General features: G+C 71.2%; 13 protein-coding genes. 10 read left to right on the top strand and 3 right to left on the bottom strand.

Going from position 1 to position 15,059, the window contains the following annotated elements:
• Positions 1–94 precede the first annotated feature (94 nt).
• On the bottom strand, positions 95–580 hold the full coding sequence (locus AC0LPE_RS14350) for an SAV_6107 family HEPN domain-containing protein (protein WP_160875754.1): 486 nt from the start codon (positions 578–580) through the stop codon (positions 95–97).
• Positions 581–903: 323 nt separating this feature from the next.
• Here AC0LPE_RS14350 and AC0LPE_RS14355 point away from each other — a divergent pair, with 323 nt between their 5' ends.
• Genes AC0LPE_RS14355 through AC0LPE_RS14375 form a run of 5 tightly spaced genes read left to right on the top strand, consistent with a single transcriptional unit; the run spans position 904 to position 5,924 of the window.
• A complete protein-coding gene (locus tag AC0LPE_RS14355; RefSeq protein WP_016693817.1) occupies positions 904–1,551 on the top strand; it encodes a GNAT family N-acetyltransferase in 648 nt (215 codons plus the stop codon).
• On the top strand, positions 1,548–3,143 hold the full coding sequence (locus AC0LPE_RS14360) for a phytoene desaturase family protein (RefSeq protein ID WP_490604715.1): 1,596 nt from the start codon (positions 1,548–1,550) through the stop codon (positions 3,141–3,143). The genes AC0LPE_RS14355 and AC0LPE_RS14360 overlap by 4 nt, the downstream gene beginning before the upstream one ends.
• Positions 3,140–4,018: a carotenoid biosynthesis protein gene (locus AC0LPE_RS14365; protein WP_490604716.1), complete on the top strand. Its 879-nt coding sequence runs from the start codon at positions 3,140–3,142 to the stop codon at positions 4,016–4,018. The genes AC0LPE_RS14360 and AC0LPE_RS14365 overlap by 4 nt, the downstream gene beginning before the upstream one ends.
• Entirely contained in the window at positions 4,015–4,737 is a 723-nt protein-coding gene (locus tag AC0LPE_RS14370) for an LppM family (lipo)protein (RefSeq protein WP_490604717.1), read from the top strand. Before AC0LPE_RS14365 ends, AC0LPE_RS14370 begins: the two co-directional genes overlap by 4 nt.
• A complete protein-coding gene (locus AC0LPE_RS14375; RefSeq protein ID WP_490604718.1) occupies positions 4,707–5,924 on the top strand; it encodes a glycosyltransferase family 2 protein in 1,218 nt (405 codons plus the stop codon). Before AC0LPE_RS14370 ends, AC0LPE_RS14375 begins: the two co-directional genes overlap by 31 nt.
• 24 nt (positions 5,925–5,948) lie before the next feature.
• Here AC0LPE_RS14375 and metF read toward each other — a convergent pair whose 3' ends face one another.
• Complete coding sequence (gene metF / locus AC0LPE_RS14380) at positions 5,949–6,893, bottom strand: methylenetetrahydrofolate reductase [NAD(P)H] (protein WP_172414884.1); 945 nt, start codon at positions 6,891–6,893, stop codon at positions 5,949–5,951.
• A 219-nt stretch (positions 6,894–7,112) separates the two neighbouring features.
• On the opposite strand from metF, the gene AC0LPE_RS14385 reads away from it, so the two are divergent.
• The 4 genes from AC0LPE_RS14385 to AC0LPE_RS14400 all read left to right on the top strand — a co-directional run bounded on the left by AC0LPE_RS14385 (position 7,113) and on the right by AC0LPE_RS14400 (position 12,315).
• Positions 7,113–8,159 (top strand): polyprenyl synthetase family protein, encoded by a 1,047-nt coding sequence (locus AC0LPE_RS14385; protein WP_490604719.1) that lies wholly within the window; start codon positions 7,113–7,115, stop codon positions 8,157–8,159.
• A 5-nt stretch (positions 8,160–8,164) separates the two neighbouring features.
• Positions 8,165–9,697, top strand: a complete 1,533-nt coding sequence (gene crtI, locus AC0LPE_RS14390) for a phytoene desaturase family protein (RefSeq protein ID WP_490604720.1) — start codon at positions 8,165–8,167, stop codon at positions 9,695–9,697.
• Between the two features lie 100 nt (positions 9,698–9,797).
• The gene (locus AC0LPE_RS14395) at positions 9,798–11,384 is read left to right on the top strand and encodes an alpha-(1->6)-mannopyranosyltransferase A (protein WP_490604721.1); all 1,587 of its coding nucleotides are present in this window, start codon (positions 9,798–9,800) and stop codon (positions 11,382–11,384) included.
• Positions 11,377–12,315 (top strand): phytoene/squalene synthase family protein, encoded by a 939-nt coding sequence (locus AC0LPE_RS14400; protein WP_423660119.1) that lies wholly within the window; start codon positions 11,377–11,379, stop codon positions 12,313–12,315. The genes AC0LPE_RS14395 and AC0LPE_RS14400 overlap by 8 nt, the downstream gene beginning before the upstream one ends.
• A 66-nt stretch (positions 12,316–12,381) precedes the next feature.
• On the opposite strand, the gene AC0LPE_RS14405 is transcribed toward AC0LPE_RS14400, so the two are convergent.
• Entirely contained in the window at positions 12,382–12,753 is a 372-nt protein-coding gene (locus AC0LPE_RS14405) for an Rv2175c family DNA-binding protein (protein WP_189637404.1), read from the bottom strand.
• 178 nt (positions 12,754–12,931) lie between these two features.
• Between AC0LPE_RS14405 and pknB the strand changes: the two genes are divergently transcribed.
• Entirely contained in the window at positions 12,932–14,977 is a 2,046-nt protein-coding gene (gene pknB, locus AC0LPE_RS14410) for a Stk1 family PASTA domain-containing Ser/Thr kinase (RefSeq protein WP_160875740.1), read from the top strand.
• The last annotated feature ends 82 nt before the right edge of the window (positions 14,978–15,059 follow it).

Consider the following 15,059-nt stretch of genomic DNA (forward strand, 5'->3'; position numbering starts at 1 on the left):
AGTCAATAATACGAGCAGATGTCGCTGTGGACCACAAACTCCACACGTGAGTTCGATCCCCTCTTCGGCGAAGGCCCTCGTGAGGGGGCGAAAGTCACCCACCGACACCGACCTCCGGCTCTGCTTCGGCGTCGAGATAACCCTCCACGTCGTGCAGGAAGTGGCCCACCTCGTCGTAGAACGCACCGGATTCGTCGGCTCCCACCGCCTGCGCGACCCCCGCCTCGACCGCGGTGCGGGTGGCGGAACGATCGGCGAAGTAGTCGGCCCAGACGGCGAAGGACTCGTCGGCGCGCGCCATGAGTGCCCATGCGTTGCGCGTGGCGGGGCGGCGGGGCCGGATCCCGGACCGCAGCTCCGCGGCGGCGACCACCGCACCGGCACCGCGCAGCGCTGCCAGATAGGCGAGCCGGAACCGCTCGCCCGGATCGCCGGCACCGGCGGCACCCGAGAGCAGATCGTCGGCCTTGCGCAACAGCGTCGCCGCGCGCGCCGAGGTGGCACGGTCGATGCATGCGGACGGTCCGAGCGTGGGAGACGTCCGACGCGGGCCTCGACTCGCGACCTGACCGTTGGCCATGTTCACGCACCTCCTCGGCGTGGTCTCACCACTCGTTACAACGAGCGGTATCCGGTGGCATTCCCGCCGAAACGCCGAGGAACGGAGATCACTGTCCTCGAGTGAGGCCCGACACGGACGCCGAGCGGGAGACCCCAGGGTGATCCGGGGATGTTCGCTTCCCTCGAACATCCCCGGATCACCGGTGTCGAACATGCGTTCGACGTATTCAATATAGCTGGACCCACCGACAACCCGTCAAGAGAAAGCGGCCACGTCATCCCGAACGATCAGCGAGACCCGAGCACCTCCGACGCAGCGCGAGCCACCCGAACGAGTCACGCATGACCACCGACCCCCGCCACGACGCCCCGATCCTCACCGAACTCTCCCCCGCGGACTTCCGTGCGCGCCTGCCCCAGCTGCTGGCCGTCTACGTCGCGGCGATGCGGTATCCCCGCGGCACGGAGTACCACCGCGCGCCGATGTGGTCCGAGCATTCGGCCCGCGCGGGATGGCAGGCGTTCGCCGCGAGTCTCCCCGAGGATCCGGACACCGTCGTCGGAATCGCGTACGGCTATCGGGGCGACACCCGCCAGTGGTGGAACCAGCAGGTGCGCGCCGGCATGCGCCATTCGGGACGGTCCCCCGAGGAGATCGATCGCGTCCTCTCCGACTACTTCGAGCTCACCGAACTGCACGTCCGACCCGACATGCAGGGTCGCCGCATCGGTGAACTGCTCCTGTCGGCGCTGCTGCGGGAACGCACCGAAGCAGCCGTACTGCTGTCCACCCCCGAGGTGCCGGGCGAGGACAACCGGGCGTGGCGGCTGTACCGTCGGTTCGGATTCCAGGATGTCGTCCGCCGGTTCGTCTTCACCGGCGACGCCCGCCCGTTCGCGGTCCTCGGCAGGAGCCTGCCCCTCGAGCCGGACCTCGTTCCGCACCACCACCACACGATCGACGATCCGGACGGAAGCGGTACCCCATGAACTCCACACTCGACGTCGTCGTCGTCGGCTCGGGCCACAACGCCCTGGTCTCCGCGTGTTATCTCGCCCGCGACGGATGGTCGGTGGAGATCCTCGAACGCGACACCGTGCCGGGCGGCGCCGTCTCCACCGTCGAACGTTTCCCCGGATATGCCGTCGACCGGGGTTCCTCGGCGCACATCATGGTGCGCCATTCGGGGATCGTCGAGGAACTCGATCTCGCCGCCCACGGCCTGCGCTACATCGACTGCGACCCGTGGGCGTACGCGCCGCCGCCGGCGGACTCCGACCGTCCCGGCATCGTCTTCCACCGCGATCTCGACCGGACCTGCGCCTCCGTCGAGGCCGCCTGCGGACGTCGCGAGGCCGACGCGTACCGCCGCTTCGTGCAGGACTGGGGCCCGCGCAGCGCGGCGGTGATGAAGTCGTTCACCCGTCCCCCGACCGGCCGGCACCTGCTGTCGTCGTTCTGGGGACTCGACGCCGGTGAGGGCGGCAGCGCCCTGTCCCGCCGGTTCCTCACCACCGGCGACAGCCTGCTCGACGAGTACTTCGACGACGAACCTCTCAAGGCGGCCCTCGCCTGGTTCGGCGCGCAGTCCGGGCCGCCCATGTCCGAACCCGGCACCGCGGCGATGGTGGGCTTCGCAGCCCTCATGCACACCCTGCCCCCGGGCCGCGCGATCGGCGGGAGCGGCGCGCTCACCCAGGCCCTGCTGTCGCGGCTGCGGTCCGACGGCGGCACGGTGACCTGCGGCGACGCCGCCACCGAGATCCGCCGGACCGGCGATGTGTGGACCGTACGCACCGAATCGGGACGCTCGGTGCGGGCCCGCAGGGTCGTCGCCGGATGCCACGTGCTGACCACGCTGGATCTGCTCGACCGCGGCGGATACGACCGCGACCGGCTCGAGGGCTGGCGTCGCAGCATGCGGGTCGGCCCGGGCATCGGCATGGTCCTGCGGCTCGGCACCGACTCGCTGCCCCGCTACCGCGGCTGCGACGAACCCGAACTGACGACCTCCGGTCTGCAACTGCTCGTCGACGACCGCGCCGATCTGCGCGCCGCGCACGGTGCCGCGATGGCGGGAGACCTGCCGCCGCGACCGGCCGTCCTCGCGATGAGCTTCTCCGCCCTCGACCCGACGATCGCACCCGACGGCAAGCACCAGATCACGCTGTGGTCCCAGTGGCATCCGTACTCGCTGCGCGGCGGACGTCGCTGGGCGGACATCGCCGGCGCCGAGACCGACCGCATCCTTGCCGAGATGGAGACGCGCTCTCCCGGATTCACCGCGAGCGTGGAGCACTGTCACGTGCAGACCCCCGCGGATATCGAGAGCGAACTCGGCCTGCTCGGCGGGAACGTCATGCACGTGGAGATGTCGCTGGACCAGATGTTCCTGTGGCGGCCGCTGCCGGAGCTGTCCGGTTACCGGGTGCCCGACGCGCCCGGCCTCTATCTCACCGGCGCCTCGACCCATCCCGGTGGTGGTGTCTCCGGTGCGAGCGGCCGCAATGCCGCCCGGGTCGCCCTCGCCGACGCCAAGGGGAGCCTCGTCGACCGCGTGAAGGGCTGGGTGTCGCGGTGACCGACACCCGCGTCCCCGCACCGCCCCGGCCGGCCCGGTGGCGGACGATCCTTCCGATCGTCCCGGCCGTCGCCGCGGTCCTCGCCCAGATCGCTTATCCCCTCACCGCGGGTGATGCCCGGGACGCCGCGACCGTCGCGGTCGTCACGCTGCTCACCGCCGCGTGCCTCGTCCATGCCGCGCTGAACCGCGGCCTCACCTTCGCCGTCGTCCTGTTCGTCAGCTCGGCCGGCATCGGATATCTGTCCGAGGTGGTCGGCACGATGACCGGCTATCCCTACGGCTGCTACAGCTATGTCACCGACCGGCTCGGACCGGCCGCCTTCGACGTCCCGCTGGTGGTGCCGCTGGCGTGGTCGGCGGGTCTGTACCCCGTCTGGTGCGTGGCCTCCCGCCTCGTCCGCAACGGTCCCGGCCGGGTCGCGGCGGTCACCGTCGGCATGCTGGGCTGGGATCTCTATCTCGACCCCCAGATGGTGGCGGACGGGCACTGGTCGTGGTGCAACGCCGGCGGACTGCCCGGGATCGAGCACATCCCGCTCACCAACTACGCGGGCTGGCTCCTCGTCGCCGCGATCATGGCGACCGTGCTCGTGCTCGTCGATTCCCGTTCGGACCGTGCCGACGCGCCCCGGCACGATGCCGTGCCGATCGCGCTGTTCCTGTGGACGTGGCTCGGTTCGGCGCTCGCCCACAGCGTCTTCCTCGACGCTCCCGAACTCCGCTACTCCGCGGTGTACGGACTGGTCGTCATGGGCGTACTGGGTGTTCCCCTGCTGGTCTCGCTCGTCCGGTCGTGGCGCGGACGCGTGTCCGGTCCCGGTCGGGACGAGGCACGACTCGCCGCGAGCGACCCGAACGACCGACGAGGATGACCGTGCCTGGCACCATGTTCTCCGTGCAGTCGTCCAACCTGTCCGTCCGCCGTCGTGTCGTCGCGGTCGTGGGGCTCGTGCTCCTCGGCCTCCCGCTCCTCACCGGCTGCCTGCGTGTGCAGGCGACGATGGGGATCTCCTCCGACGACCGTGTGTCGGGGCAGATCGTCGCCGCGACCATCCCCGCCGACGAGAACGATCCCGGTCCCGAGCTCACCGCTCCCTCGGCTCTGGCCGGGAAGGTGCGGGTGCAGGAGTACTCGCAGGACGGCTACGTCGGGAGCCAGGTCTTCTTCAACGACCTCACCTTCGGCGACGTCCAGCAGCTCGCCACGATGTCCGATCAGAGCGCCGGCATGTTCCAGCTCAATCTGCAGCGCTCCGGCGATCTGGTGGCCCTGAACGGACGTGTGGATCTCGAGTCCGCTCCCACCCAGGGCACCGACGTGCAGTTCACCGTCGCGTTCCCCGCCCGGGTGGCGACCACCAACGGCACCCGCGAATCGGATTCGATCGTGACCTGGAAGCTTCCGGCCGGTGAGGTGAGCAGCCTCCGCGCGGAGGTGCGCTACGCCGATCCCAACACGCGCGGTTTCGCGGGCTGGGCCGGGATCATGGCCGGCGCCGCCTTCGGTGTCACGCTGATCATCGCGGGCGTGGCCTGGTTCACCCGTAATCCCGCGCCGCAGTGGTCGTCGGCGAACGGGACGCGGTCCTGACCCGCCTGTCGCGCGACCCGGTCCCCGGTCTCGCGCGGCTCGTCGCCGGTGGCGCTCTCGTCGCCTCCTACGGCGCGGCCGTCGCTCTCGCGAACCGCGTCGCGCTCCCCCGTCTCGTGCCGGGACCGGTGGTCGACGAGCAGGTCACCGTCGTCGTCCCCGCCCGCGACGAGGCGCCCCGCATCGCCGCGATCGTCTCCGACCTGCGGGCCCAGACAGGACTGCGCGCCCTGCGCGTGGTGATCCTCGACGACGACTCGTCCGACGGCACCGCCGAGGTGGCCGGGGCCGCCGCCGAGGGCGACGAGCGCATCACCGTCGTCCGGTCGACACAGCCGCCTCCCGAGGGATGGACCGGAAAGGCGGCCGCGTGTGCCGCAGCCGTCGCCCACGCCGGAACGGCAGCCGACAGCGGCGTCGTCGTGTTCGTCGACGCGGACGTCCGGCTCGCACCCGACTCGCTCGCCGCCGCCGTCGCTCCGCTGCGCCGCCAGGACGCCGCGCTCGTCTCACCGTTCCCGTACCAGCTCACGGGATCGGCGCTCGAACGGCTCGTGCAGCCGCTGCTGTTCTGGTCGTGGTTCTCGGTGCTGCCCGTCGCGGTCTCGCACCGCACCCACCGGCCGTCGATGGCGGTTGCGTGCGGGCAGTTCCTCGTCTTCGACGCGCGCGCCTACGCGGCGATCGGCGGGCACGCCGCGGTCGCGGCGAGTCCCACGGAGGATCTGGATCTGGCCCGGGCACTGCGTCGCGCCGGACTGCGTACGACGGTCGCGGCCGCGGGCGGGCTGGCGTCGTGCCGGATGTACGACGGGCCCCGCCCGCTGATCGGCGGTTACACCCGCTGGTTGTGGTCGGCGTTCGGTTCCCCGGCCGGCGCGGCCGCGGTGGTCGCGCTGTATCTCCTCGCCTATCTCGTGCCCCCGGCGGCGGCGCTTCTCGGCGAGGGGCGGACGCGGCGCTGGGGCGTGGCCGGTACCGCCGCGGGCATGGCGTCACGGCTCCTTGCGCGCGCCACCGAACGGGGAGGACGCACACACCCGGATGCTCCGGACCGTCCCGTCGACGACCTGCTGGACGCCGCGGCACACCCGGCATCGGTCCTGGCCTTCGGTGCGCTCACGGCGTCGTCGATCCGAGCCCGGCGCAGCGGACGCGCGGCGTGGAAGGCCCGCGTCCTGCCCTGACCCCCAGCCGGAACGGGACGGATGTCAGGCTGGCTGCACCACGGCGGGAGCTTCGAGTTCGTAGCCGAGACGGTCGAGCACCTCGCCGGTCGCGCGGGCGAAGTTGAGCGTGATGAAGTGCAGGCACGGCGCACCCTCGGAGATCAGCCGCTCGCACATCTCCGTCGCCACCTCGATGCCCACCTCGCGCACCGCGGCCCGATTCTCCTCCGGACCGTCGCCCGCCGCGCGCCGCAGCCGCTCCTCGAGTACGGGCGGCAGATGCGAACCCGACAGTTCGAGGCTGCGCCGCGCCGAGCGCAGCGAGGTGATGGGCATGATCTCGGGGATGATCGGCTTGAGTCCCTGCTCGGCGTCGCAGGCCACGACCCGGTCGCGCAGACGCAGGTAGTGCTCGACGTCGAAGAACATCTGGGTGATCGAGTACTCGGCACCCGCACGCAGCTTCTGCACGAGATAGCGGGTGTCGTGGTCGAGGTCCGGGGACCGATGGTGTCCTTCGGGGAACGACGCGACGCCCACGTGGAAGTCGCCGAGATCGCGCACCAGCCGCACGAGTTCGTCGGCGTATTCGAGACCCTCCGGGTGCTTCTCCCACTCGCCGAGCGGGTTGCCCGGCGGGTCGCCGCGCAGGGCGAGGATGTTGGTGATGCCGCGATCGGCGTAGGCGCCGACCATCGCGCGCAGTTCGTCGATGCTGTGCCCGACGGCCGTGAGGTGCGCGACCGGCAGGAGGGTGGTCTCCTCGGCGAGACGTCCGGTGACCCGGACCGTACGGTCGCGGGTGGATCCCCCGGCGCCGTAGGTCATCGATACGAAGGCCGGACCGAGACGTTCGAACGTCCGCACGGCACGCCACAGTCGTCCCTCGGCCTCGGCGTCGCGAGGCGGGGAGAACTCGACGGAGAACGGAATGCGGCCCGAACGCGCGGACCCGAGACGGTCCACGATCGACGGGGTCCGAGAAATCCCGCCGTCCTCGGTTGCCCTGACGAAGTCGCTTGTCACCGGTCCAGCATAGGTGGCGCCCCCGGGGCGGTCGCTACCGGCGACGACCCGACTGTGCGGATAGGCTGGTCGCGGCACCTCCGGCTCACCCGCCTCCGAGGCGCCGTCACCCATCGACCTGGAGGTTTCGTCCTGTCTACCGGCGCCGATCACTTGTCTGCCGAGCAGCTCCCCCATCGGGTGGAGGACTCCCTCCGGCAGTTCTTCACCTCACGCTCCGACCTGGTCGACTCGGTGGGCGGTGGATACCGGCAGGCCGTCGACACTCTGGAGGCGTTCGTGCTGCGCGGGGGCAAGCGGGTGCGTCCGCGCTTCGCGTGGACGGGCTGGCTCGGCGCCGGCGGTGACCCGACCGGGCCGGAGGCCGAGGCCGTCCTGCAGGCGTGCTCCGCGCTCGAGCTCGTGCAGGCCGCGGCACTCGTCCACGACGACATCATCGACGCCTCCACCACGCGTCGCGGATTCCCCACCGTGCACGTCGAGTTCACCGAGCAACACCGGAAGGCCGGCTGGCACGGCAGGTCGGAGCAGTTCGGCGAGTCGGTCGCGATCCTGCTCGGCGACCTCGCCCTCGTGTGGGCGGACGACATGCTGCACTCGGCCGGGCTCGACCCCGCGACCGTCGCGCGCGTGGTCCCGGCCTGGGCCGCGATGCGCACCGAGGTGCTCGGCGGGCAGTACCTCGACATCGCCAACGAGGTGGCGGCGGACGAATCGGTGGAGGCCGCCACTCGGGTCAACCGGTTCAAGACCGCGGCGTACACGATCGAACGCCCGCTGCACATCGGCGCTGCCCTCGCCGGCGCCGACGACGACCTCATCGCCGCCTACCGCCGCTTCGGCACCGACATCGGCCTGGCGTTCCAGCTGCGCGACGACCTGCTCGGTGTCTTCGGCGACCCCGAGGTCACCGGCAAGCCCTCGGGCGACGACCTGCGCTCGGGCAAGAGGACCGTCCTGTACGCGCTGGCGCTCGAGACGGCCGACGCGTCCGATCCTGCCGCGGCCGAGCTGCTGCGCGCCTCCATCGGGACCGATCTGTCCGACGGGCAGGTCGAGCAGCTCCGCTCGCTGCTCGTCGATCTCGGCGCGGTCGCCCGGATCGAGAACCGCATCACGGCACTGACCGACAGCGCGTTCGAGGCGCTCGAGTCGTCCGGCGCCACCGAGGAGGGCAAGGCCCTCCTGCGCGAGTCGGCGGTCGCCGCGACCCGACGGGTGGCGTGAGGACGGTGCGGACGGTTCCCGGCGCCGACCGGGTCGTCGTGGTCGGTGCCGGTCTCGCCGGTCTGTCGGCGGCCCTGTACCTGCGCGGTGCCGGTAGGTACGTGACGGTGCTCGAACGCGCCGACGACGTCGGTGGCCGGGTCGGCAGCTATCGAGGCCCGGGCTACGAGATCGACAACGGAGCCACCGTGCTGACGATGCCCGAGCTGATCGACGACGCGCTCGCCGCGGTCGGCGCCGACCGGAACTCCGTCCGGCCGGCCCTGCGCACCCGGCGACTGTCCCCCGCCTATCACGCACGGTTCGCCGACGGCACCTCGATCGACGTGCACTCCGATCCCGACGCCATGGTCGCGGAGATCTCGCGGGTGTGCGGACCGGAGGAGGCACGCCGCTATCTGCGGTTGCGCGCGTGGCTCGCCGACATCTTCGACGCCGAGTTCGACCGCTTCATGGACGCGAGTTTCGACTCGCCGCTCGACCTGGTCTCGTCCCCGGCGGCGCTGCGCGACCTGGCGCGTCTGCTCCGGCTGGGTGGGTTCGGCAGGCTCGGCGCTCAGGTGAACCGCAGGATCACCGACCCGCGCCTGCGCCGCGTCTTCACGTTCCAGGCGCTGTACGCGGGGGTTGCTCCGGCGCGGGCCCTCGCCGTCTACGGGGCGATCGCGCACATGGACACCTCGCTGGGCGTGTACGCGGTGGACGGCGGTATGCGGTCCGTCGCCCGCGCGATGGCCGCGGCGTTCGTCGAGGCCGGTGGACGGCTCGAACTCGGGCGGGAGGTGACCTCGCTCGATCTGTCCGGCGGACGGGTCGACGGTGTCCGCACCCGCGACGGTGAGCGTTTCCCGTGCGACGCGGCCGTTCTGACCCCCGACACCCCGGTGGTCGACGGGTTGCTGCCCCGCCGACGGCGCCGCCGCACGCTGGCCGCACCGTCGGCCGTGGTGCTGCACGGGTCGATCCCCACCGGGGTGACCCGCGGCTGGGCGGCGCAACACCACCACGTGATCGACTTCGGTGGCGAGTGGGACCGCACCTTCGCGGAGATCACCCGCAGCCGCGGACGCGGCCGGCCGATGTCGGATCCGTCGCTGCTCATCACGCGACCGGCCCTGTCCGATCCCGGCCTGCGGTTCACCCGTGAGGGGGTCGAACACGAACCGTTGTCGGTGCTGGCGCCGTGCCCGAACCTCGACAGCGCTCCGCACGCCTGGGCCGAGCTCGCGGTGCCCTACCGCAACGAGCTGCTCGACGTCCTCGCCCGCCGCGGATACGGCGGGATCACGGACGGTTTCCGCGTCGACCACATCGACACGCCCGCCACCTGGCACGCTCGTGGCATGCAGGCGGGCAGCCCGTTCTCGAGCGCCCACGTCTTCCGGCAGACGGGACCGTTCCGGCGTCGCAACCTCGATCCGGCCGTTCCCGGCGTGGTGCTCGCGGGGTCGGCGACGGTGCCGGGCGTCGGTGTCCCCACCGTGCTGTTGTCCGGAAGGCTCGCCGCCGAACGTCTCGGTGTTCCGCGAAGGCGGTGACACCGGGCGCACCGTGCTCCGCGTCTCCACTAAACTGTCCTCGTTCGCCAGCTATCTGCGCGCCGCGCATCCACACGTCCACGGGGGAGGAACCGTACCGATGTCGTCCCCTGCCTCGCCCGACGCCGAGCCGCAGACCTCGACCGCGCCGGAGGGGACGGTGGCGCCGACGGGTGAGCGTCCGAAGCAGGCATTCCTGAGGAGTCCCGCCGGCCACGCCGCGTTGCTCGGCGCGTGGGGCGCGGTACTCATGACCTTCGGCAGTTTCGGGTCGGGCAGTGTCCGCCGCGTCGACCCGCTGCTCGAGGACATCTACCTGTCGTGGTTGCGCTTCGGCCACGGCCAGCTACTCTCGCGGATCATCCTGTGGGTCGGTGTGCTCGTCATGATCGCGGCGTGGGTGCGCGTCGGCCGGGCGACCCTCGCCGGCCACGTCACGGTGCGCGATCTGTGGACGGTGCTGCCCGCATGGACCGCTCCTCTGCTGGTCGCGACCCCGATGTTCAGCCGCGACGCCTACTCCTACCTCGCGCAGGGCGCACTGCTGCGCGGCGGCTTCGATCCGTACGAGGTGGGCCCGGTCGCCAATCCGGGCGTCCTGCTCGACAACGTCAGCAACGTGTGGACGACGACCACCACGCCGTACGGGCCCGTCCACCTCCTGCTCGGTGCGGGCATCACGTCCATCACCGACGACAACGTGGTGACGGGCACCTGGTTGTGGCGCCTGACCATGCTTCCCGGCCTGGCGCTCATGGCGTGGGCCGTGCCGAAACTCGCCCGTCGCATGGGTGGGAATCCCGCGATCGCCCTGTGGCTCGCGGTCCTGAACCCGCTCGTGCTGATCCACCTCGTCGGCGGTGTGCACAACGAACTGCTGATGGTCGGTCTCATGATCGCCGGCATCGTGCTCGTGCTCGAGGGCCGGCACATCAGTGGCATCGCCCTGGTCTCGCTCGGCGCCGCGATCAAGGCCACCGCAGGATTGGCGCTGCCCTTCCTGGTGTGGGTGTGGATGATCCACGAACGCGATCGTGCGCGCGCCGAGGGACGCGAGCCGGCAGCGCCCGTCCGACTGTTCGCCAAGGCCGCCGGTCTGGGACTGGTCGTCTTCGCCGCGGTCTTCGGCGGCACCTCGCTGCTCGCCGGTGTGGGCATCGGGTGGCTCACCGCCCTGTCCGGCTCGTCGAAGATCATCAACTGGCTGTCGCTACCGACGATGATGGCGCACGCCGTCACCTGGGTCACCCCGTGGCGGCTCGGATCGGTCCTCGACATCACGCGCATGCTCTGCGCGATCGCGCTGGTGGTGATCCTCGTGTGGGCGTGGTGGCGTTTCCGCCGCACCGAACGCGACGCGATCTTCGGGATCGTGGTGGCACTGACCGCGGTGACCCTGCTCTCGCCCGCCGCGCTGCCCTGGTACTACTCCTGGCCGCTCGCCGTCGCCGCCGCCTTCGCGATGTCCCCCCGGGTGCTCATGGTGCTCGTCGCGTTGTCGACCTGGCTGATGCTGATCTTCAACCCCGACGGGTCGATCGGGATGTACAACATCGCGCACGTCGCACTCGCGGTGTTCGCCTCGATCGTCGCGGCCCGGTCGCTGGTCACCTACGACCCGCTGCGTCTGCGGTTGCGGCCACGAGCGGCATCGCCCGCCGGCGCTGCCCGGGACGACCGTGCCTGACCGCCCCACCGGGATCGCGGCCGACGATCTCACCCGGGCCTACGCCTACTGCGCCGAGCTCACCGCCGAACACGGACGCACCTACAACCTCGCGACCCGGTTGCTGCCGGCGCCGCGACGACACGCCGTGCACGCGCTCTACGGCTTCGCCAGACACGTCGACGACATCGTCGACGTCACCGCCGTGGACGACCCCGAGGCCGCGATCCGCGGTGTCGACGACGCGCACACCCGCCTGCACGTCGCACTCGCGGGTGATCCCGGCCCACTCGACGACACGGGTCTCGTGGTCCGCGCGCTCGCCGACACGATCCGGCAGTACCGCATCCCGATCGAGTACTTCGACGCCTTCATCCGCTCCATGCGCATGGACGTGCCCGGCACACCCGAGTTCCGGCCCCACTACCGGACCATGGAGGAACTGCGCGAGTACATGTACGGCTCGGCGGCGGTGATCGGTCTCGAACTGCTGCCGATCCTCGACGTCGACGATCCGGCCGCCCCGCCGGCCGCAGCCGCGCTCGGGGAGGCGTTCCAGCTCACCAACTTCATCCGCGACGTGGGCGAAGATCTCGAACGCGGACGCGTCTACATCCCGCTCGACCTGTGGTCGGCGTTCGGGGTCGACATCGACCTGCTGCAGGAGTGCCGGCGCACCGGCGCGGTGGATCCGAGGGTCCGGCGGGCGCTCGCCCACGCGGTCGCGCTGACCCGCGCCGAGTATCGCAGGGCCGAACCCGGACTGGTGGTCCTCCCCGACCGGATCCGGCCCGGTATCCGCGCGGCCTTCACGCTCTACGGACGGATCCTCGACGAGGTCGAACGCAGCGGGTTCCGGGTGCTCGACCGGCGCGCGACGGTTCCGCGCCGCACGCGTGCCGCGGTCATGCTCACCGAGTACGTCGCCGGCTCACTGCTCCGGCAGCGGTAACGGCGCCCCGGAGACTCAGAAGGCGCGGAGACTCAGAAGGCGCGGAGACTCAGAAGGCCCGGAGACTCAGAAGGCGAGCGCCTGCGCCCGACGCATGACCTCGCGCGCGGACTGCGTGTGCATCGCGGCCACGGGGCATCCACCGGGAAGGGAATCGTCCTCGGTGAAGAGCCACCGCAGGATCTCGTCGTCCTCGTAACCGCCGTCGTGCAGCACCGCGATCAGGCCGGGAAGACCCTTGAGAACGTCCCCCTCGTCGTCGAGGAATGCCTCGGGCACGACCGGCACGCGGTCGCGCTTGAACGCCAGCAGCTGCCGGTCGCGCACCATCTGCTGCACGCGGGAGGTGGCGACGCCGAGGCTCTTGGCCACGTCGACGAGCTGCACCACGGGGACGGAGCGGTCGAGAACGTCGTCGCAGTAAGGGATTGCACTCACCCCACCACGTTATCGCTGCGGCCTCGCGGGCAGCTACGCGGCTACCGTCCACGGGAGCTGGCTACGATCGACGGGGACGAAATCGCTCCGCCGACGCGGAGCCGGAGCTTCGTCACGTCGATACCTCGAAGGCCCGGGTACCGGCGTCCCACCATCACGAGACACGGGGGTACACCGGGTGACCGCTGGAGGCGACCGACTGGTCGGCGTCGTGCTCGACCGGCGTTATCGCATCGAATCGCAGATCGCGCGGGGCGGCATGTCGACCGTCTATCGCGGCACCGACCTGCGTCTCGACCGCCCCGTCGCCGTGAAGATCATGGATCCGCAGTTCGCGGCCGATCCCCAGTTCCTGGCACGGTTCGAGTTCGAGGCCAGGTCCGTCGCACGACTGACGCATCCCGGGCTCGTCGCGGTCTACGACCAGGGCCAGGACGGCGATCACGTCTTCCTCGTGATGGAGCTCGTCGAGGGCGGCACCCTGCGCGAACTGCTGCGCGAACGCGGGCCGATGCCGCCGCACGCCGCAGCTGCCGTGGCCGCGCCGGTCCTCGGAGCCCTCGCGGTCGCCCACCGGGCGGGTCTCGTGCACCGCGACATCAAGCCCGAGAACATCCTCATCTCCGGCAATGGTGAGGTGAAGATCGCCGACTTCGGGCTCGTCCGGGCGGTCGCCGCCGCGACCACCACCTCGCGCAGCGTGATTCTCGGCACCGCGGCGTACCTGTCCCCGGAGCAGGTGACCGTCGGCAGCGCCGACGCGCGCAGCGACGTCTACTCCGCCGGTGTGCTCGTCTACGAGATGCTCACCGGCCGCACCCCCTTCACCGGCGACACGTCCCTGTCGGTGGCATACCAGCGCGTGGAGAAGGACGTGCCGGATCCGAGTTCGGCCATCGACGGGGTCCCGCCCGAACTGGACACCTTCGTCCGCCGGGCCACCGAACGCGAACCGTCGGAACGCTACGCCGACGCGCAGGTGATGGCCGACGCGCTCGGCGAGATCTGCGACACGCTCGATCTCCCCCGCTACCGGGTTCCGGCTCCGAGACGATCCGCGGTGCGGACGCCTCCCGTGGTGGACTCCGACGCCGCGGCACCGACCCGCACCGTCGACGGCGCCGCTGCCGGGCACGCCGATCCTGCTCCGGCGACGACGGTCCTTCCCGGCTCCGCCGCCGCGAACTCGCACGCGCCGACGACCGTGCAGACCGCCGTGCCGGTTACGCCCGACCCGGATGCACCGGCCACACGTCCGCATCCGACCCGGGTCGCGACCCGCACCCATCCGCGTCCCGACACCGAACCGGTGGCACCCCGGCCCGACTACGCCGCCGACCGTCGCCGTCAACGCCGGTCCGCCGCAGGCTGGATCGCCGCGATCATCGTGCTCGCGTTGTTCATGGGGATCGCCGGGTGGTGGCTCGGCGCCGGCCGCCTCACCGACGTCCCGACCGTCCTGGGACTCGACCGGGCGGCGGCCGTGTCCGCGATCGAGACGGCCGGGTTGTCCAGCGAGATCCGGGGCGAGTACTCCGACGACGTTCCTGTCGACACCGTCCTGGGCACCGACCCCACCGCGGGCTCACGTGTCCCCGACGGCGACACGATCGCGTTGCTCGTGTCGCTCGGCAGGCCCACCGTCCCGTCCATTCCCGGCGCCGGCGAGAGGTCCGTCGTCGAGGACGAACTGCGGAGCCGCACCTTCGAACCGGTCGAGGGCGGCACCGCGTTCAGCACCACGGTGCCCGAGGGTGGAGTGGCCGCGCTCGACCCCGCCCCCGGAACCGTCCTGCCCGTAGGCGCGGAGGTCGCGCTCGTGATCAGCAAGGGATCACCCCCGGTGACCCTGCCCGACCTCACCGGACGCCCGGTCGACGAGGCGCGTCGCATCCTCGACGAAGCGGGACTGACCGTCGGCGAGATCCGTGAGGTCTTCGACGCCGACGTCGACGAGGGACGGGTCGTCGGCACCGACCCGGAGGAGGGCGAAGACGTCGGTGCCGGCGGAACCGTCACCCTCCTTGTATCCAATGCAGTGAAGGTGCCGTCGATGTTGGGACGCTCGGTGGGCTCGGCCCGCGACGAGCTCACCCGCCTCGGATTCGAGGTCGAGGTGCGGCAGCTCGGCGACTCCGACCGCTCGGTCGTGATCGGCCAGAATCCCGGGGCGGGCCGGAGAGCAGAACAGGGCAGCACGGTCACGCTGACCGCACTGCCCTGATCCGACCGCCTTTCCCCTACCCGCGGGGCATCTCCGCTGTCATCAACCGCGGAGCATCTCCCCTGTGGTCAACCGCGGAGCA

The sequence above is a fragment of the Rhodococcus sp. S3 genome, from assembly GCF_058211795.1.

Bases quoted from the DNA above. Each gene is read 5' to 3' on its own strand.
- AC0LPE_RS14350 (WP_160875754.1), bottom strand. From the start codon at position 580: ATGGCCAACGGTCAGGTCGCGAGTCGAGGCCCGCGTCGGACGTCTCCC.
- AC0LPE_RS14355 (WP_016693817.1), top strand. From the start codon at position 904: ATGACCACCGACCCCCGCCACGACGCCCCGATCCTCACCGAACTCTCC.
- AC0LPE_RS14360 (WP_490604715.1), top strand. From the start codon at position 1,548: ATGAACTCCACACTCGACGTCGTCGTCGTCGGCTCGGGCCACAACGCC.
- AC0LPE_RS14370 (WP_490604717.1), top strand. From the start codon at position 4,015: ATGACCGTGCCTGGCACCATGTTCTCCGTGCAGTCGTCCAACCTGTCC.
- AC0LPE_RS14395 (WP_490604721.1), top strand. From the start codon at position 9,798: ATGTCGTCCCCTGCCTCGCCCGACGCCGAGCCGCAGACCTCGACCGCG.